The sequence below is a fragment of the Cellulomonas sp. P4_H12 genome, from assembly GCF_056400905.1.
On sequence record NZ_JBFUKJ010000006.1, the window covers coordinates 21,703 to 41,761 of the forward strand.

Below are 20,059 nucleotides of genomic sequence, written 5' to 3' on the forward strand. Positions count from 1 at the left end.
GTCAGGTGCGACCGGCGAGGCGCGGCGTCGGGCCGTTGCACCTCGCCCGGCCCCGCGAGCACACTGAGGTACGCCCGGGACGTCAAGACCCGGGGAAGGGCGGCCGACGATGGCCGGGGCCGGCGGGACCGTCAGCCAGGTGGAGCACGAGCGCCTGCGCCGCGCCTACGACGACGCCACGGAGCAGTTCGCGGCAGCGAGCGCCGTCCTCACCGCCCTGGGGTCGGCCGCGGACCCCGATGCGGTCCTGGACACCATCGTCGACAGCGCTCGGCGGCTGTGTCGGGCGCAGACCGTGCTCATCTACCTGATCGATGGCGACCGCTTCACGCTCGCGTCGTCCCTGGGTCTGACGGACGAGCTGCGCCGCTACTGGCGCGAGCATCCCATCCGGGTCGACGGCGACACGATCGTGGGCCGCGCTGCCACCAGCCGCAAGGTCCAGCAGATCTCCGACGTGCTCGTCGACCCGCAGTACCGCCGGCGCGACCTGCAGGAGATGGTGGGCTTCCGCACGGTGGTCGCGGCGCCGATGATGCTCGACGACGAGGTGGTCGGCGCGCTCTCGCTGCTCCGGAGCGAGGTGGAGCCGTTCGACAGCAGCGCGGTGGCCCTCCTGGAGGCGTTCGCCGCCCAGGCGGCTGTCGTCGTGCGTCACGTGGACCTGGTCGCCGCACTGGACGCCCGCGGCGCCGAGCTCGCGCGTCGCGTCGACCAGCTGGAGGCGCTCAGCGCGGTCGGTGGGATCGTGAGCTCGAGCCTCGTCCTGGACGAGGTCCTCTCGACCATCATCAAGAACGCCGTCCGCTTCGCCGGCTGCGACGGCGGCTCGATGATGGAGTACCTCGAGGACGAACAGCTGTTCTCGGTGCGCAGCGCGTACGCCAGCAGCCCCGAGCTCCTGGCCGCCCTGCGGTCGGCGCGCATCGAGCTCCGGACGACGCTCGTCGGCCGCGCCGCCCTCGAGCGGCGCCCCGTGGCCGTCCCCGACCTGGACCTCGTCCCCCTCGACTCCCACCTCGCGGTGCTGCACGCCGACGGCTGGCGATCCGTCCTGGCCGTCCCCGTGCTGCGCGGCGAGCGGATCCTCGGCGCCCTGGTCGTGCGCCGGCGGGCCCCGGGCACGTTCGCGCAGGAGACGGTCGACTTCCTCGAGACGTTCGCGAGCCAGTCGGCCCTCGCCGTCTCCAACGCCCGGCTGTTCCGGGAGCTCGAGGTCCAGTCGGCCGAGCTCGAGGTGGTGAGCCAGCACAAGTCAGACTTCCTCGCGAGCATGTCCCACGAGCTCCGGACACCGCTGAACGCCGTCATCGGGTTCTCGGAGGTCCTCCTGGAGAAGCTGTTCGGCGACCTCAACGAACGCCAGGAGGAGTACCTGCGGGACATCCTGAGCTCCGGACAGCACCTTCTCGAGCTCCTGAACGAGATCCTCGACCTGTCGAAGGTCGAGGCCGGCCGCATGGAGCTCGAGCGGTCCGTCTTCTCCGCCCCGGCTGCCGTGGACTACGGCATGGCGACGGTGCGGGGACGCGCGCAGGCGCACGGCATCGAGATCACCGTCGCGATCGGTCCCGGGCTCGACCACGTCGAGTCGGACGAGCTGAAGTTCAAGCAGGTGGTCGTCAACCTGCTCAGCAACGCCGTCAAGTTCGCGCCCGACGGGGGGCACGTCGCCGTGGCGGCGCGCCGGGTGGGTATCGACGTCGAGGTGACCGTGACAGACGACGGCCCAGGCATCGAGGTGGAGGAGCGGGAACGGATCTTCGAGGCGTTCCAGCAGGGCCGGCGCGGGGCCCCGAAGGAGGAAGGGACCGGCCTGGGTCTGACCCTGTGCCGCCGGCTCGTCGCACTGCTCGGCGGCCGGATGTGGCTGGAGACCCAGGTCGGTGTCGGCAGCACCTTCGGGTTCGCTGTGCCCGCCGGCTCGGCCGCCCCTGACGCCGACCTGCCCCTCGCGCGCACCGACTCTCCGGTGGTCGTGCTGGTGGACGACGACCGGGCGTCCCTGGACCTTCTGGCCGCCTACCTGGACGGGCTCGACGTCCGCATCGTCCGCGCGCGCGACGGCCGCGCGGGTCTCGAGGCGGTCCGGGCGACCCATCCCGCGGCCGTCGTGCTCGACATCCGGCTGCCCGGCCTCGACGGCTGGCAGGTGCTCGAGCGTCTCAAGGCCGACGACGGCACACGCGATGTCCCCGTGATCGTCGCGTCGATCCTCGACGAGCGACAGCGGGGGCTCGCGCTCGGAGCCGCGGAGTACCTGATCAAACCGGTGGGGCGGGACGACCTCGTGCGGGCGCTGCGTCGCGTCGACGCGCTGCCTTCCGGCCTCGACCCGGTGCCGAGGGGGGTCGGCGGATGACCGGCGCCCGGATCCTCGTCGTCGAGGACAACTCGCTGAATCTCAAGCTGATGAGAGACGTGCTCCAGCACTGCGGCTTCGAGGTGGTCGAGGCGCGGTCGGGCGAGGAGGGGGTGCACCTCGCCCGCTCCTGCTCGCCGGACCTGGTCCTGATGGATCTCCAGCTCCCCGGGATCGACGGCGTCGAGGCGCTCCATCAGATCCGCGGCGACCCGTCCGTCGCCGACGTGCCCGTCGTGGCCGTGACCGCGTTCGCCATGCAGGCGGACCGCGACCGTGCCTACTCCGACGGCTTCGACGGGTACCTGTCCAAGCCGATCAGCGTCCGGGCGCTGCCTGCGCAGATCGAGGCGTTCCTCGCGGGCGGTGACGGTCATGCCTGACGCGGTCCGGATCCTCGCCGTCGACGACCTGCCCCAGAACTTGCGCCTCCTCGAGGCCGTGCTCGCGCCGCGCGGCTACGACCTGGTCCTGGCGACGTCCGGTGAGGAGGCGCTCGAGATCCTCCACGCCGAGGGGTCGCGGATCGACCTCGTCCTGCTCGACATCGTGATGGCGGGGATCGACGGGTACGAGGTGTGCCGACGCGTCCGCTCCCATCCACGCACCGCCTTCTTGCCCGTGGTGATGATCACCGCCAGCGGGGAGCAGGAGAAGGTGCGCGCGATCGAGGCCGGTGCCGACGACTTCGTCGCCAAGCCCTTCCACCAGGGCGAGCTGGTGGCCCGGGTCGCGTCCCTCGCACGGGTCAAGCGGTACCAGGACACGATCGCGGCGCAGGCGGCGGAGCTGGCCGCGTGGAACCGGGACCTGGAGTCGCGCGTCCGTGCGCAGGTCGAGGAGCTGGATCGGCTGCACCGGCTCCGGCGTTTCCTGCCCCCTCAGCTGGCGGGCCTCGTGCTCGACTCCGGTGACGAGTCGCTCCTGGACAGCCATCGCCGCGAGATCGTGGTGGTGTTCTGCGACCTTCGCGGGTTCACGCCCTTCGCGGAGCAGTCGGAGCCCGAAGAGGTGATGCAGGTACTGCGGGAGTACCACCGCGTCCTCGGAGACCTGATCGTCGAGTTCGAGGGCACGCTCGAGCGCTTCACCGGCGACGGTCTCATGGTGTTCTTCAACGATCCGGTCCCGTGCGACGACCCCCCGTGGCGCGCCGTCGCGATGGCCGTCGCGATGCGCGACCGGGTGGCCGACCTGGCCGCGGGCTGGACCCGACGAGGGCACGACCTCGGGTTCGGCGTCGGCGTCGCGCAGGGGTACGCCACCCTCGGCCTGATCGGGTTCGAGGGCCGCTCGGACTACGCCGCCATCGGCAGCGTCACCAACCTCGCCGCGCGCCTGTGCGCGGCGGCGCCGGCGGGCGACGTGCTGGTCAGCCAACGCGTCTTCTCGGCGGTCGAGGACCGGGTCGCCGGTCGCCCCCTCGGCTCGCTGGACCTGCGGGGGTTCAGCAGACCCGTCGGCACCTACGCGGTCGACAGCACAGGAGTGAGGCAGCCATGACCACGCTAGAGGACCTCGACGAGCCGTCCCGGCAGGCGAGCTTCATCGCCTTGCAGCAGCGCATGCGCCCGGTCTGGGACGACATGCGCCAGGGCCACGGCGACGAGTCCGTCGTCGTGGTGCCCTCGGTCGCGGTCGACGCGACGGTCGCCAGCGCCGGCATGGTGCAGGCGTACGAGGAGCGCTTCCTCTTCCTTCTGCTGCTGCTCCGCCAGCCGATGCTCCGGATGACGTACGTCACCTCGATGCCGATCAAGGCCAGCATCATCGAGTACTACCTGGCGCTGCTGCCCGGCGTGATCCCGAGCCATGCGCTGGCGCGGCTCACGCTCGTCTCGGTCGACGACGCCACGCTGCGCCCCCTCACCGAGAAGCTGCTCGAGCGACCGCGCGTCGTGGAGGCGATCGGGTCGGGCATCCCCAACCGGGGTCGCTGCCACCTGATCGCCTACAGCACCACCGAGCGGGAGCGGGACCTCGCCCTGCTCCTCGGCATCCCGGTGTACGGGTCCGACCCGAGGTTCGCCGCCTTCGGCACGAAGACCGGGTGCCGCCGGCTCTTCGCCGAGGAGGGCGTGCGGCACCCGCTCGGATTCGAGGACCTCACCGACCAGGAGGCCGTGGTCGACGCCGTGACCGACGCCCTGGACGCCGAGGCGGGGATCACTCAGATGATCGTCAAGCTGAACGACGGGGTGTCCGGGAACGGGAACGCCCTCGTCGACCTTCGCGACCTCGGCGCAGCGGGAGGCGACGACGCGCGACGCCGCCGCGTCTCCGAGCGGGTCGCGCTCCTCGAGCTGGAGTCGCCGACCATGACGCGGGACGACTACTGGGGTCGCTTCGCGCGAGGTCACGGAATCGTCGAGGAGCGGGTCACCGGTATCGAGCTGCGGAGCCCGAGCGTGCAGCTGCGCGCGCTGCCCGACGGCACGGTCGAGCTGCTCTCCACCCACGACCAGCTGCTCGGCGGTCCCAGCGGCCAGCGCTACCTCGGCTGCACGTTCCCCGCCGACCCGGCGTACGCGCGACTCATCAGCGAGCCGGCGGAGGTGATCGGCCGCCGGCTGGCGCGCGAGGGAGTTCTGGGCAGGTTCGCCGTGGACTTCGTCGTCGTGCGCGACGAGGCCGGCGCCTGGTCGGCGCACGCCATCGAGCTCAACCTGCGCAAGGGCGGGACGACCCACCCGTTCCTCACCCTCCAGTTCCTCACGGACGGTCGGTACGACGGCGCCTCCGGCCGGTTCCTCACGTCCACCGGCGACGAGAAGCACCTGGTCGCGACAGACCATCTGGAGGCGCCGGAGCTACGGGCGTTGCGGGTGGGCGACCTCTTCGACGTCGTGGCGCGGCACGGACTCCACTTCGACCAGTCGAGACAGGTCGGCGTGGTCTTCCACATGATCAGCTGCCTGACGGAGCTGGGCCGCGTGGGTCTGACCGCCGTCGGCAACACCCCGCAGGAAGCGATGGCGCTGTACCGCCGTGCCGAGGAGATCCTGCTGACCGAGGCAGCCGAAGCCGGGCGCGCGGGCGCCCTGCCACGATGACGAGGCAGCCTGCGAGGCTCGACCACGTCTGGTACGTCGCGTACGGCTCGAACCTCAGCGCGGACCGGTTCCGCTGCTACCTCCGAGGGGGTACGCCTCCGGGCAGCCGTCGGACGTACCCCGGCTGTCGCGACCGGACGGACCCGGCGCGTACGGTCGCCCTGCAGATCCGGGGCAGGCTGGCGTTCACCGGCGTCTCGACGACGTGGGGCGGCGGCACGGCGGTCTTCGACCCCGCGGGGGACGGTGAGGTGGCGGCCGCCGCCTACCTGCTCCGGACCGGTCAGCTGGCGGACGTGCTGGCCCAGGAGATGCGGCGCGCACCGGACGTCGACCTCGACCTGGTCGACCTCGACCTCCACGGCCGATTCCGTCTCGGGCCCGGCCGCTACGAGACGGTGGTACGCGTCGRCACGCTCGACCAGATCCCTCTGCTCACCCTCACCTCCGACTCCTGGGCGGCTGCACCGGTGACGACCCCGACGGGGGCGTACCTCCGCACCATGGAGGACGGCCTCCGCGACACCCATGGCTGGGACGCAGAGCGGATCCGGGCGTATCTCGCCAGGATCCCGGGGGCCGCCTGAGCCCGTCGCACCCAACGTCCGCAGCGCACGGCATGATCGGTCCGTGACGGATCCCGACATCCCCGGCCTGCTCGCCAGCAACGAGCCGATGCCCGCCGGGACGCCTCCGACCAAGGCCGCCCCGCTCGCCTTCTGGGGCTCCCGGCTCCAGCTCGGCGCGGCGGCCTTCTGGCTCCTGGCCGTGCTCGCCGTCGTCCTCGCGTTCACCGAGGGGCGGTGGATCCGGCTCGGCGCCGCACTGGCGTGGGCCGTCGGCGGCGCCCTCATGTGGTCCGACAGCCGGTCCGTCGCGGTGGCACCCGGTGGCCGCGGGCGCGCCGTCCTGCCGCTGCTGGGCCATTTCGTCGCGGAGATGGTGCTGATCTTCGCCGGCGTCGTCCTGCTGGTCGTCTGACCCCGTTCGGTCCGACGCTCGAGGTCGGGTATCCTCTGTCGGCCGGGAGGATTCGCCTAGTGGCCTATGGCGCACGCTTGGAAAGCGTGTTGGGTGAAAGCCCTCGGGGGTTCGAATCCCCCATCCTCCGCGCACCGAAGGGCCCGTGACCTCCTGGTCGCGGGCCCTTCGTCATTCCGCGCTGGAGGCGAAGGACGTCCGGTTCGACGTACGCTCGCACGTCGTGGCCACCTTCTCCTCCGTGTCGAGACAGCACGTCCTCCAGGCGATCGCCGAGTACGACGCCCGCGGCGGCTCGGAGTTCCTCGACGTCTACGGATTCGCACCCACCGAGGAGTACGCGCTCGTGCACGAGGGACGCAGCTACGACTCGCGAGCCCTCCTCGGCGTCGCCCACCGGTACGCGACGGGGCGGCTCGCGACGTCGGAGGAGTTCGGCAGCGACGTGGTGGGTGCGGTCACCATCCTGCGCAAGCGCGGCTTCGAGGTGACCGAGCCGCGGTCGACGTACCGCCCGCCGCCCGCCCGCGCCGCGCGCKCGCCACGTGCCCCGCGGACCCCGGTCGCGCGGGCGACCCCCGTCCGCGAGGCCGCGCCCGCGATCTGCCCGACGTGCTCGATGACGCTCCCCGCCACGGGTATCTGCGACGAGTGCGGCTGAGGCACCGCGCGAGCCGTCAGCGCCCGAGCCAGGCCAGCGCGCCCTGCGCCGCGACCACCCCGGTGCTGAACGACGCCTGCAGCAGGTAGCCGCCCGTGGGTGCCTCCCAGTCGAGCATCTCGCCCGCGACGAACGTGCCGGGCATCCGGCGCAGCATCAGGGACGCGTCGACCTCGGACCACGCGATCCCGCCGGCCGTGGAGATCGCCCGCTCGATGGGCATGGTGCCGGTCACCACCACCGGGACGGACTTCACCAGCTCCGCGACGACGGACGCGTCGTCGGGCAACGACCCGCCCCTCGACTCCCGCAGCAGGCCCACCCCGACCGGGTCGAGGGCGATCGAGCGGCGCAGCCAGTTCGAGCCGGAGTCCTTCGGTCGGCGGCGCTGCAACCGCTCGACGAGCTGGCCCGCGGTGTGGTCGGGGCGCAGGTCGACCTCGAGCACGCACCGTCCGTCCGTGTCGAGCGCGTCGCGGATCGCCGCGCCGATCGCGTAGACCGGCCCGCCCTCGATGCCCGTCCGCGTGACCATCGCGTCCCCGCGGGACCGCTGCCCGCCCACCGACAACCCCACGTGCTTGAGCGGCGTCCCCTCGAACCGGTCCGCGAACGTCGCCGTCCAGTCGACGCGCAGGCCGACGTTCGCCGGCAGCAACGGCGCCGTCGCGACCCCGCGGTCGGCGAACGCGTCCACCCACCCGCCGTCCGCGCCCAGCCGCGGCCACGACGCTCCGCCGAGCCCGAAGACCGTCACGTCGCCGACGACCTCGCGGGGCACCTCGTCGGTGCCGACGAACCGCAGGCCGTCGTCGGTCCAACCCGTCCAGCGCTGCCTCCGCTCGATCGTCGCACCCAGGTCGGCCAGCCGCGCGAGCCAGGCGCGGACCAACGGGGTGGCCCGGAACGAGCTCGGGAACACCCGGCCGCTCGACCCCACGAACGTCGGCTCGCCCAGGTCCGCGCACCACTCCCGCAGGTCGGTCGGACTGAACTGCGCCAGCATCGGCGCGAGCCGGTCGGCCGACGCGCCGTACCGGGCGAGGAACAGGTCGAGGTCCTCGGAGTGGGTGATGTTCAGGCCGCCGTGCCCCGCCAGGAGGAGCTTGCGGGCGGGCGACGGCATCCGGTCGTAGACCGTCACGGCGACGCCGGCCCGGGCCAGCACCTCCGCGGCCATCAGCCCTGCCGGCCCACCGCCGACCACGCTCGCCCTGCTCATCGGCCGAACGTAGCCGAGACTCCCGCGACAGGAGCCATGCACCACAATGGACACGTCCCCCGACGCCGACGTTCGCGAGAGATGACCATGCGCAAGCCCGTCGCCATCGCACTGGGTCTGGTCCTGCTCGCCATGGGCGTGGTCTTCACGCTGCAGGGACTCGGCTACCTCGCGGGGAGCGCGATGACGGGGGTGACGATGTGGGCGATCGTCGGCCCGATCATCGCCGTCGTCGGGATCGCGCTCGTCGTGGTGGGCGTCCGGGCACGTCGCCCCTGACCGGTCTCAGACCGCCGCCGTGCGCCCCGACCGCCAGACGCTGGGCGGGTCGCCACGACTGCGCTTGAACGCCCGGCTGAACGCCTCCTCCGACTCGTAGCCGACGTGGTGGGCCACGGCCACGACGCCGAGGTCGGTGGTCGCCAGCAGGTCCTGCGCCACGTGCATCCGCCACTCGGTGAGGTACCGGATGGGCGACCGGCCGAGCACCTCGCGGAACCGGGTGTCCAGCTGCGACCGGGACACGAGGGACTCGCGCGCGAGCAGCTCGACGGTCCACTTGCGCTCGGGCGTCGTGTGCATGGCTGCGAGCGCCGGCGCGAGCACGGGATCGCGGAGCGCCGCCGCCCAGCCGTGGTCGGCCGCGGGCGCCGACGCCAGGTGCAACCGGAGCACCTCGACGAGCAACACCTCCGGCAGGCGCGTGGGGATCCCGAGCGCGCCCGCCGACGTCTGCTCCAGCGCGTACTCGACGTTTGCGCGGACCCATTGCGCCGCCGGCCCGGTCGGGCTCACGACGAACACCGTCGGGAGCGCCCGCAGCGCCGGGTCGAACAGCGGATCGCGGCTGTGCAGGTAGCCGCACACGACATCGGTCTCCGAGCCGTCTCGGCCGTACCGCAGCACAGGCATCTGCACCCACGGCGTCGCGGGCATGAACGTCGAGATCGGCACCACCTCGGCGTCCTCCAGGCCACCCATCCGGTGCTGGTCGCCGTACGGCAGCACGATGACGTCGCCCGCCGCGGCCCAGTGCTTCGCGCCGTCCCCGACCGAGACCCAGCAGGAACCCGACGCCACCACGTGGAAGAGGACGACACGGTCGGTGCCGGGACGCAGCAGGTTCGCGGTGACCGGTCCGGTCATCGACTCGTACGTCCACGGCTCGCGGTACTCGGCACGCAGGAACACCGCGCCCTCCAGCCGCAGCCGCTCGAGCGAGGCCTGCAGCAGGTCCTGGTGCGTGGGTTCTCGATCAGGAGACCCGGTGACGCGGTCATGGTCCGCGGACGTGCTCACCACGAGGCTGATCGTGTCACACCGACAAACCACGCATAAGGAGCACGAGATGCCACTGTTCATGGACGTCCACACCATCGACGGACCCGTCGGGATGGGCGATGTCGCGCAGGCGCACCAGGCCGACCTGGCCACCCAGGGCGCCTTCGACGTCAGCTACCTGAAGTACTGGGTCGACGAGACGCAGGGGAAGATCTTCTGCCTCGTCGACGCCCCCGACGAAGAGGCCGCCGCGACCGTGCACCGCCAGGCGCACGGCCTGGTGGCCGACGAGATCTACCGGGTCGACGAGGGGGCGTGAGCCCGCCGGGTCGACGCCGCGGCCGCCGCGGCGTCGACCCTCTCGCGCAGCAGGTCCAGCGAGCCGCCGGGGAACAGCTGGACGGGGTAGATCCAGAAGAGAGCGGTGTCCCGGGCGCGCAGGAACACGAGCTCGTCCCGGACCGACACCGACCGGAAGGCCGCATAGCTGGTCTCGCCCGTCACGAGGGGTCCCTCGACCCAGAGAGCGGTCGGCAGCAGGGCGGCCCGGAACGTCGAGCCCACGGGGATCTGCCGGGCCAGCCGGCGAGCGAACCGGGTGCGCTGACGCCGCATCGACCACGCCACGACGCCCGCGACGAACCCCACGTAGACGAGGCCGACGATCACGCCGGTCGTCCCGCCGCCGCCGAGCACGACCCCCACGACGAAGACCGCGACCGCCACGAGCGCCTGCACGACCACGCGGCGCGGAGCGAGCACCACCTCGCTGACGTACGCGTCGACCACCCGGTCGACGTACCCCGGACCGGTCGTGTAGAACGCCGTCGCGCTGGGGCGCGCGAGCGCGGCGGCGACGGGGGTCGGCAGGTCGTCGAGCACCGTCAGTGACGCCTCCTGCGGCAAGCCGGCGATGCGGGACCGCAGGTCGTCGAGCACCGCGTCGGGGAACATCTCGCGCGGGTAGGCCGCCAGGTAGGCGTTGGTCCGGTTCTCCAGCAGCACGACGTGTGGCCCTACGTGCACGCGGCGGTAGGCGGCGAGGCGGATCGACGTCGTGCCGCGCGTCCCCTGCCCGACGATCCTGTCCCCGTCGATCGCGACCTTCAGCTCCGTGCCGGCCGGGACGCTCCGCGCCGAGCGGACCCACGCCAGCAGGTACGCGAGCAGCACCCACGCGACCAGCACCACCGCGACCGTGAGCGCCGTCGCTGCAACCTCGGGAACCAGGAGCGCGAGAATCAGCGCCAGCGCGACGAACCCCTCGGCGATGAGCATCCGCGGCCGGGCCAGGATGCGTCGCCACTGGGCGTTGACGGCCCGGCGCACGAACGACGCGTCGGTGGTGCACGTCAGCCAGACGAGCGGCTCGGCGGTCGGCGGGGTCTCCACGAGCGCGAGCGTAGGTCCGTCCGTCCGAGCCCGTGGCCCGCCGTCCACAGGTTCAGTCGGATGCCGCGGCTCAGGCGTCCGGCCTGCGGATGGCGAGGACGTGCCGGCGCTCGAACGTCACGACGTCGCCGGCGTGCAGCCCGCGCAGCTCGACGGCGTCGCTCGCGAACGTCCCGTGCAGCACCTCGTCGCCGACCGAGCTGACCACGACCCACAGGCGCTCGGCGATGCCCTCCGACGGCACCACCATCAGCTTGACGCGATCGCCCTCCCGCAGGGCCGCCTTCGCCTCGTCGTCGACGATCCGGAAGGTGCTCGGCGAGAGCGCGTGCCGCTCGACGCCGTCCGCCAGCACCCAGTCGGCTCGTCGTCGGAAGAAGACGCTCACGACTCGATCGTAGGCGCCGCGGTCAGCCCGCGAGCGCCCGCACCGTCTCGATGGTGTCGGCCTCGGCCGCCGTCTTGTCGTCGCGGTAGCGGACCACGCGCGCGAACCGCAGCGCGAGGCCGCCCGGGTACCGCGTCGATCGCTGCAGCCCGTCGAAGGCGATCTCGACCACCTGCTCCGGGCGGAGGGTGACCACCCAGCCGTCGTCCGAGACGGACAGCTCGGTGAACCGCTCCGTCTGCCACGCGAGCATCTGGTCGGTCATCCCCTTGAACGTCTTGCCGAGCATGACGAAGCCGTCGCCGTCACGCGCTCCCAGGTGGATGTTCGACAGCAGCCCCTGCCGCCGCCCGGACCCCCGCTCGACGGCGAGCACGACGAGGTCGAGGGTGTTGCGCGGCTTGACCTTGATCCACCCGGCGCCGCGCCGGCCGGCCTCGTACGGGGCGTCGGCCGCCTTGACGACGACCCCCTCCTGCCCCGCGACGACCGCCGCGTGGAAGTACTCGCGGGCGGCCGCAGGATCGGACGTGACCAGGCGCTCGACGACGGACGACCCGGCCACCGCGTCGAGCGCCTCGAGCCGCCGCAGCAGCGGCGCGTCGAGCAGGTCGGCGCCGTCCACGTGCAGGCAGTCGAAGAAGAACGGCGTCAACGTGACCGCGGCGGCCACCTCGGCGTCGCGCGTGGCCGAACGGGAGGCCGTCTCCTGGAACGGCCGGGGACGCCCGTCGGGGCCCAGCGCGAGCGCCTCGCCGTCGAGCACGAGGTCGGTCGCCGGCATCCGCTGGACCGCCGCGACGATCTCGGGCACCCGCGACGTGATGTCGTCCAGGCTCCGGGTGAACACGGCGACCTCGGACCCGCGCCGATGCACCTGGATCCGGATGCCGTCGAGCTTCGAGTCCACGACCACCGGGCCCGGCGCCAGGCCGGCCCAGGCGGCGTCCACGTCCGGCGCCGACTGCGCCAGCATCGGCCGCACCGGACGCCCGACCACGAGCGTGAAGGCCGCGAGCGCCGCCGCCGGGTCGGGCTGCGTCAGCGCGGCGACGGCGACCGGCTCGGTGTCCCCTGCGAGCATCGCGGCCCGACGCACCGCGTCCGGCGCCACCCCGGCCGCCTCCGCCACCGCGTCGAGCAGCAGCGCGTCAAGCGATCCCTGCCTCAGCTCACCGGTGACCAGGCCGCGCAGCAGGCGCTGCTCGTCGGGCGTCGCGGCCGCGAACAGCGCACGAGCGGCCGCCGTGCGCGCGGTGCTCGAGCCGGCGCCCGCCAGGCGCGACATCGCCTCGAAGGCGTCGTCGACCGCCGCCACCGTGAGCGAGGGCTCCGGCGCGGGCTCGGGCATCGCCGCCATCGACCGCCAGCCGAGCCCGGTGCGCCGCTGCCGCAGCTGCCCGCCCAGGTAGCGCGAGGCGATGCCGACGTCCTCGTGCGGGGTCCGGCGGAGCAGGTCGACGAGCAGGGCGCGCTTGGCCAGCCGCGACCGGGTCGTCGCCACCGCGGAGGAGGTCGTCGCGAGCTCGGCGAACAGCATGTCGGCATCGTGCACCCGACCGCCTACAGCGCGCTCGCCAGCCACCAACAGTTGACGCCCGCAGACAGACCTGTCTAGTCTCCACTATACAGACCGGTCTACCTATCGGAGCCCGCCGTGACCCAGCTCGCCGAACGACCGAGCACCACCCTCACCCGAACCCGCCGACGGTTGTCGCCGCGGTCGTCCTTCGTCCTGCTGGCGTCGATCGTCCTCGCGTTCCTCGCCGCCTCCAGCGCCCCGACGCCGCTCTACGCCGTCTACCAGTCCGAGTGGGGCTTCACCGCGACCACGACGACCATCGTCTTCGGCACCTACGCGATCGCGGTCCTGGCCTCGCTCCTGGTGCTCGGTCGGCTGTCCGACCACGTGGGGCGTCGGCCGGTGCTGCTCGCGGCGATAGCGGTGCAGGCGGTGGCCCTGGTCGTCTTCACGACGGCCGACGGCGTCCCGATGCTGCTGGTGGCCCGCGCGGTGCAGGGGCTCTCGACCGGCGCGGCCGTCGCCGCGATCGGCGCCGGCATGCTCGACATCGACCGGGTCCGGGGGACGCTGGCCAACGCGGCCGTCCCGGCGATGGGGACCGCGCTCGGCGCTCTCCTCGCCTCGTTCGTCGTCGCCCTGCTGCCCGCGCCGACCCACCTCATCTTCCTGGCGCTGCTCGTGGTGCTCGCCGTGCAGGCGGTCGGGGTCGCACTGATGCCCGAGACGGTGACGCCGGAGCCGGGTGCGGTCGCCAGCCTGCGACCGACGGTCGCCCTGCCCCGCAGCGTCCGTCGACCGGCCGCCGTGGCGCTCCCCGTGCTGTTCGCCGTCTGGGCGCTGCCCGGCTTCTACGGTTCGCTCGGCCCGGCGCTAGTCGCGACGCTCGTCGGGTCGCACTCGGCGCTGTTCGCCGGACTGGGTCTCTTCGTGCTCGCCGGCACCGCGGCGGTCACTGTGGTCGTCCTGCGCGGCAAGCCCGCGCGCGACGTCCTGCTCGTCGGCATCGCAGCCCTCGTCGTCGGCCTGACCGTCGTCCTGGTGTCGATCCGGCTGCGCGCGCCCGTCTTGTTCTTCGTCGGCACCGCGGTCGCGGGCATCGGCTTCGGCGGCGGGTTCCAGGGGGCGATCCGGCTCGTCGTCCCCCAGACGCTGCCGCACGAGCGCGCGGGCGTGCTGTCCCTGCTCTACGTCGTGTCCTACCTGGGCATGGGCGTGCCGGCCGTCATCGCCGGGATCGTCGTCGTCCACGACGGCGGCCTGCTGGTGACCGCGCAGGGCTACGCGCTCGCCGTGATCGCCTTCGCGCTGGCCGCCCTCGCGGGGCTGCTGCGGCGTACAGTAGACAGACCTGTCTGACGAGAGGGAGAACGATGACGACGAGGACGAGCGCGCGCGAGCGGCTGCTGGACGCCGCGAACGAGCTGTTCTACGCCGAGGGCGTGCAGACGGTCGGCATCGACCGCGTCATCGAGCAGGCCGGCGTCGCCAAGGCCTCGCTCTACAACACCTTCGGCAGCAAGGACGAGCTGGTCCGGGCCTACCTCGAGTCCCGGCACGACCGCATCGCGGCCCGGATCGCGCGGCACGTCGAGGGCTACACCGACCCGACCGACCGGCTGCTCGCCGTGTTCGAGGCTCAGGACGAGATGGTCCACGAGCCCACGTACCGCGGCTGCGCGTTCGCGGCGGCCAGCACCGAGGCCCGTCCGGACGGTGCCGTCGTGCACGCGGCGGAGGCGTACCGGCGCTGGGTCCGCGAGCTGCTCACCGACCTCGCCTCGAAGATCGAGGGCGTGCGCGACCCGGCCACCCTGGGCCGCCGCCTGCACCTCCTGTACGACGGCGTCGGCATCTCCGCGCGCATGGACCACGACCGCGAGGCCGCGCGGGCCGCGCGCGCGACCGCGCTGGTGCTCGTCGAGGACGCGTCGCGCGCCTGACCGGCTACGCGCCGATCCCGCCGTCCACGTAGAGCCAGCGGCCGTCCTCGCGCACGAACCTGCTGGTCTCGTGCAGGCGCCCGCGCTGGCCGATCGCCGTGCCGTCGTCGAGCCGGTAGTGCGCCACGAACTCGACCGTGCCGGCGTCGTCCCACGGACCACCGGCGTCCGTGCGCAGCACATCCAGCCGGCGCCAGACCATGTCCTCGGCGAGCTCAAGCTCGTCGGGGCGGGTGCTCGGGTGCCACGTGGCGAGCAGGTAGTGCACCGCCCTCGTCGCGAAGCCCGTGTACCGCGACCGCATGAGCGCCTCGGCCGTGGGGGCCACCCGGCCGTCCTGGAGATAGCGGCCGCAGCACTCGCCGAACGTCTCGCCGGTCCCGCACGGGCAGCGGTCATCGGTCTCGGTCATCGGTGTCTCCGCCTGTCGTCCGCGTGCGTTCCGGGGGGCTCGCAGGGGTGGCTCGGATCCCACGCGCCGCGGGCTCCGAGCAGACCGGTTCGCGTTCCACGTTCCGGTCAGGCCCATAGTGCCGTACGGTTGTGCCTGTAGTCGCAGTGAATCGCTTGTCATGACGGCCGAGGGAAACCCGGCAGGACGTTCTCGAGGACCACCTCGGAGACGGACGACGAACACCGTGAATACCGGTCCCGGTCACCCGGGAGTTGTCCATACCGCACGTGAGAGAAGAGAACATCATGCCTGTTGGCACCGTGAAGTGGTTCAACGCCGAGAAGGGCTTCGGCTTCATCGCTCCCGAGGACGGCGGCCCCGACGTGTTCGCGCACTACAGCGCCATCACGACGAGCGGCTACCGCACGCTCGAGGAGAACCAGAAGGTCCAGTTCGAGGTCACGCAGGGCCCCAAGGGCCCGCAGGCGTCGAACATCACGCCTCTCTGAGCTGCAGTCCTCTGAGCTCATAGCTCCACACGAGACCCCGGCCTTGTGCCGGGGTCTCGTCGCATCATCGAACAGGCGCTCCCGGATCCCGCTCATCCCCGACCGAACTCGCGCCGCGCACTGCACGACCCGACAGGACGGACGCCCATGAGCACTCCGACGCTCGCCGCCACACCTGCCCGACCTCGAGACCGCGCCGTCAGCGACTTCACCGAGCTGACCCGCACCGTCCAGGCCGCCGGCCTGATGAAGCGCCGCCCCGCGCACTACGCCGTGCGGCTGTCCGCCGCCGTCGTCGCGGTCCTGGGCCTCGTCGCCACGATCATCCTGGTGGGTGACTCCTGGTGGCAGATCGCCGTCGCGTTCGCCGCCGCCGTGATCCTCACGCAGGTCGCCTTCCTCGGCCACGACGCCGCGCACCGGCAGATCTTCTCCGACGGACGCGCCAACAACTGGACCTCCCTCGTGCTCGCCGACCTCTTCGTCGGCCTGAGCCACGGCTGGTGGCAGCGCAAGCACACGCGCCACCACGCCAACCCGAACAAGATCGACACCGACCCCGACATCGACCTCGAGGTCCTCTCCTTCACGCCGGAGCAGGCCGCGACGCGCACGTCGAAGCTCTCGATCTGGTTCCTCAACCACCAGGGCTGGTTCTTCTTCCCGCTGCTGCTGCTCGAAGGCCTGGCGCTGCACGTCGCCGCCGTCAAGCGGCTGTCGTCGCGTGAGAAGCTCGAGCACCGCGCCGCCGAGATCGTCATGATGACCATCCGGCTCGTCGGAGGGCTCGCGCTGGTCCTGCTCACCATGTCCTGGCCGATCGCCCTGGTGTTCCTGGCCGTGCAGATGGGCGTCTTCGGGTTCTACATGGGCGCCTCGTTCGCCCCGAACCACAAGGGCATGCCGCTGATCCCCAAGGACTCGCGCCTCGACTTCCTGCGCCGCCAGGTGCTGACCAGCCGCAACATCGGCGGCGGCAAGTGGGTCGACGTGCTCATGGGCGGGCTCAACCACCAGGTCGAGCACCACCTGTTCCCGTCGATGCCCCGCCCGTCCCTGCGCCGCGCGAAGCCGATCGTCGAGGCCTACTGCCGCGAGCACAACATCCCGTACGTGCAGGTCTCGCTGCCGCGCTCGTACGCGATCATCGTGAAGTACCTGAACACCGTCGGGAAGCCCGACCGCGACCCGTTCAACTGCCCGATGACGGCGCTGTACCGCGTCTGACGTTCCGTGCACGACGCCCCCGTCGCCCCTCTGGGCGGCGGGGGCGTCGTCGTCTCCGGCCCGCACGCACAGAAGGGCGGGGCCGCAGGATGACCTGCGACCCCGCACTCCCGCACCTGCTCAGCTGAGCATCGAGATGATCTGCTGCGCCTGGTATCCGAGCGCTGCCCGCGCGGCCGGCGTGACCGTCGAGTGGGGTTGCTTCGGTGTCAGCCGGCCGACGAACTCCGCCAGCGACTTCGCCGCGACCTTCTCGTTGCCGCGGTCGGCCGCCTTGTCCGCCACCTCGATCGCCGCGAGCAGCTGCACGACCGCCACGCCCGTGATCGCACCCGAGGCGATCTGCGCCTTGGTCGCGTCACGCAGGGCGTCGATGCTGCCCGGCGCGTAGTACGACGGCACCGGCACCTGCGTGAAGTCCGTGTCCGAGGCCAGGTAGAAGCCCACGTCCGACGGCTGGTTGTAGGTCGTCTGCTGGCGGGCGACCTCGACCCGGTACTGCGGGTCCTGCATGAGCGTGTACATCTTCCGGTGGCTCAGGGCCGTGCTGGTGAACACCCGGATCGCCGACGAGTCCGCCGTGCGGACCAGCAGCTCCTCGCGCGAGTCGCCCAGGATGTCGGCGACCAGCGACGGGGTGCCCTTGGTGCCGTTGTTGGCCCGCGTGCCGGTGGCCGTGAGCTGGCGGCCGCGGGTCCAGTCGTCGATGGTGACGTCCTGGTCGCCCGAGCCGTTGACGATCTGCGTGGTGCCGTCCGGCAGCCACTTGATGCTCATGTTCGTCCCGGGGATGGCGCCCGGGGTGAACTGACCCGTGGCCGTGTACAGGCCGAGCGAGCCGGAGCCGCCGGGGAGGCTGGCCCAGACCTCGAGTCCGCGGACGTTCGGCAGCACGTCGCCGATCATCGACCTGCCGGTGTCGGCGCCGGAGTACTTGCCGAAGATGACCTGGCCGGTCTTGGCGTCGCGAAGGTCCATGCCGTACGGGGCGAACGTCGCGCCCTCGTGCGAGGTGTAGATCTCGAGGCCGGGCCGGTCGGGGTCGATGTCGGTGACGTGGATGGCGTCGCCGTGGCCGAGCCGGACCACCTCGCCCGGTGCCGCGCTGCCCGGCGGCAGCGTGTCGAACGACGAGTACAGGACGGAGCCGTCGTCGTCGATCGTCGCGGCGCCGTAGACGATCTCCTGCTTCCCGTCCCCGTCGACGTCCGCCGCCGAGAGCGAGTGGAAGCCCTGCGTGGTGATCTTCCCGTAGACGGGGTCGGTGCCGTCACGGCCGTGCGGGCTGTCGTTGAACGGGTTGGTCATCGGCACGTGCCCGCTGTCGACGTACCAGCGCTCCTTGAGCGCCTTGCCGTCCCAGTCGTACGCGACGATCGTCGTGCGCGTGTAGTAGCCCCGGGCGAAGATCGCCGACGGCGTCGCCCCGTCCAGGTACGCCACCCCGGCGAGGAAGCGGTCGACGCGGTTGGCCGGCTCGATGCGGGCCATCGCGTAGTCGCCCCACATCAGGCCGTCGTCGCCCCGACCCGGCTTGTAGTCGATGGTCTGCAGCTCCTTGCCGGTCGCCCCCTCGAACACCGTGAGGTACTCGGGCCCGTCGACGATGAAGCCCTCGAAGTTGCGCAGCACGTTGCGGGTGCTGCGGCTGGGCGCATAGACGTCGACGAAGTAGTTCGCCAGCGCCGTCGCGTCCTCGTGGCTCAGGGGGTACGTGTACTGCTTCGGGATGCCGAGCGCCTCCTCGACCGTCGACGGCCAGTGCCCCGCGACGACCTCCGGGTGGCTGCTCCAGCCCTCGAGCATGCTGACCAGGTGCTCGAAGTAGCCGGCCTTGCTCAGCCGGTAGTCGGTGGTGTCGGTGACGCCGGCGTCGCGGTCGCGCTGCGGCAGGGTCACGTACGTCGAGCTGGCGACCGAGCCGTCGGGCGCGTAGCGCGTGATCTTCGTGCCGGGCGCCGTCTTCATCATGAGCTCGGCCTTGCCGTCACCGTCGTAGTCGTAGACGGGCAGCTGCGTGTAGTGCGCGCCGGCCCGGATGTTGACGCCCATGTCGATGCGCCAGAGCTGCGTACCGTCCTGCTCGTACGCGTCGACGTAGACGTTGCCGGTGTACCCGACCTGGCTGACGTCCTTCGAGTTCGACGGGTCCCACTTGACGATGTACTCGTACTGGCCGTCTCCGTCGACGTCGCCGACCGACATGTCGTTGGCCGAGTACGTGTACGCCTCGCCTACCGGCGTGACGCCGCCGGCGGGCTTGTGCAGCGGGATGTCGAGGCTGGGCTGCGCCCACGGCGTCGTCTCGGTGCCGTCGACCTCGACCCCCTGGACGACGGCCGCCACCCGGTAGCGGGAGGTCGCCGTGCCGGCGGGGTCGACGAAGTTCGTCGAGTCCGTGACGGTGCCCACCTTCGTGCCGTCCCGGTAGACCGCGAAGTCCGGGCCGGTCAGCCCGGCCTTCGTCGCGCCGGTGACCTCGCTCGCCAGCAGGCGCCAGCTGAGGAAGACGCCCTCCGGCGTGACGGCTGCGACCAGCCCTCGGTCGAGGCGCTCGAGCGTGAGCCCGTCGGGACCGTGGGTGGTGCCGCCGTGGTGGGGCGTGCCGGCGGCGGCGGGTGTCGCGGTCAGGGTGCCGACGAGCAGCACGGAGCCGACGAGCATCGCCGGGGCGGCCAGCCGACGGGCGCGCACCTGCGCCGCCGAGGCCTCGTCGCGTGCGGACCCGGTGCGCGGGACCGGCGATCCTGGCGGTGTCGAGCCTCTACGTGATGTCAGACTCATCCTTGAATCCTTTCAATCGCCTAGACGGTCCCCATGCGCGATCGGTGTGCCCGCCATGAGGAAAGTCGGGGGCGCCTTTGACCCCGACCGCCCACGACCGTATCGCCTGGTTCACCCGAGTCAACCCGTCCTGCGACATTCGCGTGATTCCGTCGAGGGGAGCGCTCCCGCCAACGGAAACCGCTATCCATGATGGAGTTGGACGGACCCCCGACAGTCCTCTCGGAGCGCCCGCAGGGCCCCGAGAACGTCACTTCGCCGCGAGAACGTCACCTTGAACTGCCGTTCTCGCGGCGAACTTCCGTTCTCGCCTCGCCAGCCCGGCAGCTCGCGGGTCGGC

The 20,059-nt window shown here is 72.0% G+C and carries 20 protein-coding genes and 1 tRNA gene; 14 read left to right on the forward strand and 7 right to left on the reverse strand.

Annotation, left to right across the window (positions count from 1 at the left end):
- Nucleotides 1–139 precede the first annotated feature (139 nt).
- The 8 genes from AC1DQC_RS04905 (at nt 140) to AC1DQC_RS04940 (ending at nt 7,057) form a co-directional block, all read left to right on the forward strand.
- Entirely contained in the window at nt 140–2,362 is a 2,223-nt protein-coding gene (locus tag AC1DQC_RS04905) for a GAF domain-containing protein (protein ID WP_477050099.1), read from the forward strand.
- Nucleotides 2,359–2,745 (forward strand): response regulator, encoded by a 387-nt coding sequence (locus AC1DQC_RS04910; protein WP_477050100.1) that lies wholly within the window; start codon nt 2,359–2,361, stop codon nt 2,743–2,745. Before AC1DQC_RS04905 ends, AC1DQC_RS04910 begins: the two co-directional genes overlap by 4 nt.
- The gene (locus AC1DQC_RS04915; protein ID WP_477050101.1) at nt 2,738–3,865 is read left to right on the forward strand and encodes an adenylate/guanylate cyclase domain-containing protein; all 1,128 of its coding nucleotides are present in this window, start codon (nt 2,738–2,740) and stop codon (nt 3,863–3,865) included. The genes AC1DQC_RS04910 and AC1DQC_RS04915 overlap by 8 nt, the downstream gene beginning before the upstream one ends.
- Nucleotides 3,862–5,415: a peptide ligase PGM1-related protein gene (locus tag AC1DQC_RS04920; protein ID WP_477050102.1), complete on the forward strand. Its 1,554-nt coding sequence runs from the start codon at nt 3,862–3,864 to the stop codon at nt 5,413–5,415. Before AC1DQC_RS04915 ends, AC1DQC_RS04920 begins: the two co-directional genes overlap by 4 nt.
- The gene (locus AC1DQC_RS04925) at nt 5,412–6,002 is read left to right on the forward strand and encodes a histone deacetylase (protein ID WP_477050103.1); all 591 of its coding nucleotides are present in this window, start codon (nt 5,412–5,414) and stop codon (nt 6,000–6,002) included. The genes AC1DQC_RS04920 and AC1DQC_RS04925 overlap by 4 nt, the downstream gene beginning before the upstream one ends.
- A gap of 43 nt (nt 6,003–6,045) precedes the next feature.
- Entirely contained in the window at nt 6,046–6,396 is a 351-nt protein-coding gene (locus AC1DQC_RS04930; RefSeq protein ID WP_477050104.1) for a hypothetical protein, read from the forward strand.
- A gap of 45 nt (nt 6,397–6,441) precedes the next feature.
- Nucleotides 6,442–6,526: transfer RNA gene (locus AC1DQC_RS04935), tRNA-Ser, on the forward strand.
- Between the two features lie 93 nt (nt 6,527–6,619).
- A complete protein-coding gene (locus AC1DQC_RS04940; protein ID WP_477050105.1) occupies nt 6,620–7,057 on the forward strand; it encodes a ScoMcrA-related endonuclease in 438 nt (145 codons plus the stop codon).
- A gap of 16 nt (nt 7,058–7,073) precedes the next feature.
- Here AC1DQC_RS04940 and AC1DQC_RS04945 read toward each other — a convergent pair whose 3' ends face one another.
- The gene (locus AC1DQC_RS04945; RefSeq protein WP_477050106.1) at nt 7,074–8,279 is read right to left on the reverse strand and encodes a BaiN/RdsA family NAD(P)/FAD-dependent oxidoreductase; all 1,206 of its coding nucleotides are present in this window, start codon (nt 8,277–8,279) and stop codon (nt 7,074–7,076) included.
- 81 nt (nt 8,280–8,360) lie between these two features.
- Here AC1DQC_RS04945 and AC1DQC_RS04950 point away from each other — a divergent pair, with 81 nt between their 5' ends.
- Nucleotides 8,361–8,558, forward strand: coding sequence for a hypothetical protein (locus AC1DQC_RS04950; protein WP_477050107.1), 198 nt, complete (start codon nt 8,361–8,363; stop codon nt 8,556–8,558).
- Nucleotides 8,559–8,564: 6 nt separating this feature from the next.
- Here AC1DQC_RS04950 and AC1DQC_RS04955 read toward each other — a convergent pair whose 3' ends face one another.
- Entirely contained in the window at nt 8,565–9,581 is a 1,017-nt protein-coding gene (locus AC1DQC_RS04955) for an AraC family transcriptional regulator (RefSeq protein WP_477050108.1), read from the reverse strand.
- Nucleotides 9,582–9,627: 46 nt separating this feature from the next.
- Here AC1DQC_RS04955 and AC1DQC_RS04960 point away from each other — a divergent pair, with 46 nt between their 5' ends.
- A complete protein-coding gene (locus AC1DQC_RS04960) occupies nt 9,628–9,879 on the forward strand; it encodes a DUF4242 domain-containing protein (RefSeq protein WP_477050109.1) in 252 nt (83 codons plus the stop codon).
- Here AC1DQC_RS04960 and AC1DQC_RS04965 read toward each other — a convergent pair.
- The 3 genes from AC1DQC_RS04965 to AC1DQC_RS04975 all read right to left on the reverse strand — a co-directional run bounded on the left by AC1DQC_RS04965 (nt 9,855) and on the right by AC1DQC_RS04975 (nt 12,880).
- Nucleotides 9,855–10,952, reverse strand: a complete 1,098-nt coding sequence (locus AC1DQC_RS04965; protein WP_477050110.1) for a hypothetical protein — start codon at nt 10,950–10,952, stop codon at nt 9,855–9,857. The genes AC1DQC_RS04960 and AC1DQC_RS04965 overlap by 25 nt on opposite strands.
- 70 nt (nt 10,953–11,022) lie before the next feature.
- Nucleotides 11,023–11,340, reverse strand: coding sequence for a hypothetical protein (locus tag AC1DQC_RS04970; RefSeq protein ID WP_477050111.1), 318 nt, complete (start codon nt 11,338–11,340; stop codon nt 11,023–11,025).
- Nucleotides 11,341–11,362: 22 nt separating this feature from the next.
- Nucleotides 11,363–12,880 carry an ATP-dependent DNA ligase gene (locus tag AC1DQC_RS04975; protein ID WP_477050112.1) on the reverse strand — a complete coding sequence of 506 codons (1,518 nt, stop codon included), beginning with the start codon at nt 12,878–12,880 and terminating at the stop codon, nt 11,363–11,365.
- Nucleotides 12,881–12,997: 117 nt separating this feature from the next.
- Here AC1DQC_RS04975 and AC1DQC_RS04980 point away from each other — a divergent pair, with 117 nt between their 5' ends.
- Entirely contained in the window at nt 12,998–14,221 is a 1,224-nt protein-coding gene (locus tag AC1DQC_RS04980) for an MFS transporter (protein ID WP_477050113.1), read from the forward strand.
- Between the two features lie 14 nt (nt 14,222–14,235).
- Complete coding sequence (locus tag AC1DQC_RS04985; RefSeq protein WP_477050114.1) at nt 14,236–14,805, forward strand: TetR/AcrR family transcriptional regulator; 570 nt, start codon at nt 14,236–14,238, stop codon at nt 14,803–14,805.
- A gap of 4 nt (nt 14,806–14,809) precedes the next feature.
- Here the strand turns inward: AC1DQC_RS04985 and AC1DQC_RS04990 are convergent, their stop codons facing one another.
- Nucleotides 14,810–15,217, reverse strand: coding sequence for a YchJ family protein (locus AC1DQC_RS04990; protein WP_477050115.1), 408 nt, complete (start codon nt 15,215–15,217; stop codon nt 14,810–14,812).
- 287 nt (nt 15,218–15,504) lie between these two features.
- Between AC1DQC_RS04990 and AC1DQC_RS04995 the strand changes: the two genes are divergently transcribed.
- Together AC1DQC_RS04995 and AC1DQC_RS05000 are read left to right on the forward strand one after the other, a co-directional pair.
- Nucleotides 15,505–15,708: a cold-shock protein gene (locus AC1DQC_RS04995; RefSeq protein ID WP_028049733.1), complete on the forward strand. Its 204-nt coding sequence runs from the start codon at nt 15,505–15,507 to the stop codon at nt 15,706–15,708.
- A 147-nt stretch (nt 15,709–15,855) separates the two neighbouring features.
- The gene (locus AC1DQC_RS05000; RefSeq protein ID WP_477050116.1) at nt 15,856–16,935 is read left to right on the forward strand and encodes a fatty acid desaturase family protein; all 1,080 of its coding nucleotides are present in this window, start codon (nt 15,856–15,858) and stop codon (nt 16,933–16,935) included.
- Nucleotides 16,936–17,055: 120 nt separating this feature from the next.
- Here the strand turns inward: AC1DQC_RS05000 and AC1DQC_RS05005 are convergent, their stop codons facing one another.
- Nucleotides 17,056–19,599, reverse strand: a complete 2,544-nt coding sequence (locus tag AC1DQC_RS05005) for a rhamnogalacturonan lyase (RefSeq protein ID WP_477050180.1) — start codon at nt 19,597–19,599, stop codon at nt 17,056–17,058.
- Between the last annotated feature and the right edge of the window lie 460 nt (nt 19,600–20,059).

Bases quoted from the DNA above. Each gene is read 5' to 3' on its own strand.
- AC1DQC_RS04985 (WP_477050114.1), top strand. From the start codon at position 14,236: ATGACGACGAGGACGAGCGCGCGCGAGCGGCTGCTGGACGCCGCGAAC.
- AC1DQC_RS05005 (WP_477050180.1), bottom strand. From the start codon at position 19,599: ATGCTCGTCGGCTCCGTGCTGCTCGTCGGCACCCTGACCGCGACACCC.
- AC1DQC_RS04945 (WP_477050106.1), bottom strand. From the start codon at position 8,279: ATGAGCAGGGCGAGCGTGGTCGGCGGTGGGCCGGCAGGGCTGATGGCC.
- AC1DQC_RS04975 (WP_477050112.1), bottom strand. From the start codon at position 12,880: ATGCTGTTCGCCGAGCTCGCGACGACCTCCTCCGCGGTGGCGACGACC.
- AC1DQC_RS05000 (WP_477050116.1), top strand. From the start codon at position 15,856: ATGAGCACTCCGACGCTCGCCGCCACACCTGCCCGACCTCGAGACCGC.
- AC1DQC_RS04920 (WP_477050102.1), top strand. From the start codon at position 3,862: ATGACCACGCTAGAGGACCTCGACGAGCCGTCCCGGCAGGCGAGCTTC.
- AC1DQC_RS04910 (WP_477050100.1), top strand. From the start codon at position 2,359: ATGACCGGCGCCCGGATCCTCGTCGTCGAGGACAACTCGCTGAATCTC.
- AC1DQC_RS04995 (WP_028049733.1), top strand. From the start codon at position 15,505: ATGCCTGTTGGCACCGTGAAGTGGTTCAACGCCGAGAAGGGCTTCGGC.
- AC1DQC_RS04915 (WP_477050101.1), top strand. From the start codon at position 2,738: ATGCCTGACGCGGTCCGGATCCTCGCCGTCGACGACCTGCCCCAGAAC.
- AC1DQC_RS04990 (WP_477050115.1), bottom strand. From the start codon at position 15,217: ATGACCGAGACCGATGACCGCTGCCCGTGCGGGACCGGCGAGACGTTC.
- AC1DQC_RS04950 (WP_477050107.1), top strand. From the start codon at position 8,361: ATGACCATGCGCAAGCCCGTCGCCATCGCACTGGGTCTGGTCCTGCTC.
- AC1DQC_RS04960 (WP_477050109.1), top strand. From the start codon at position 9,628: ATGCCACTGTTCATGGACGTCCACACCATCGACGGACCCGTCGGGATG.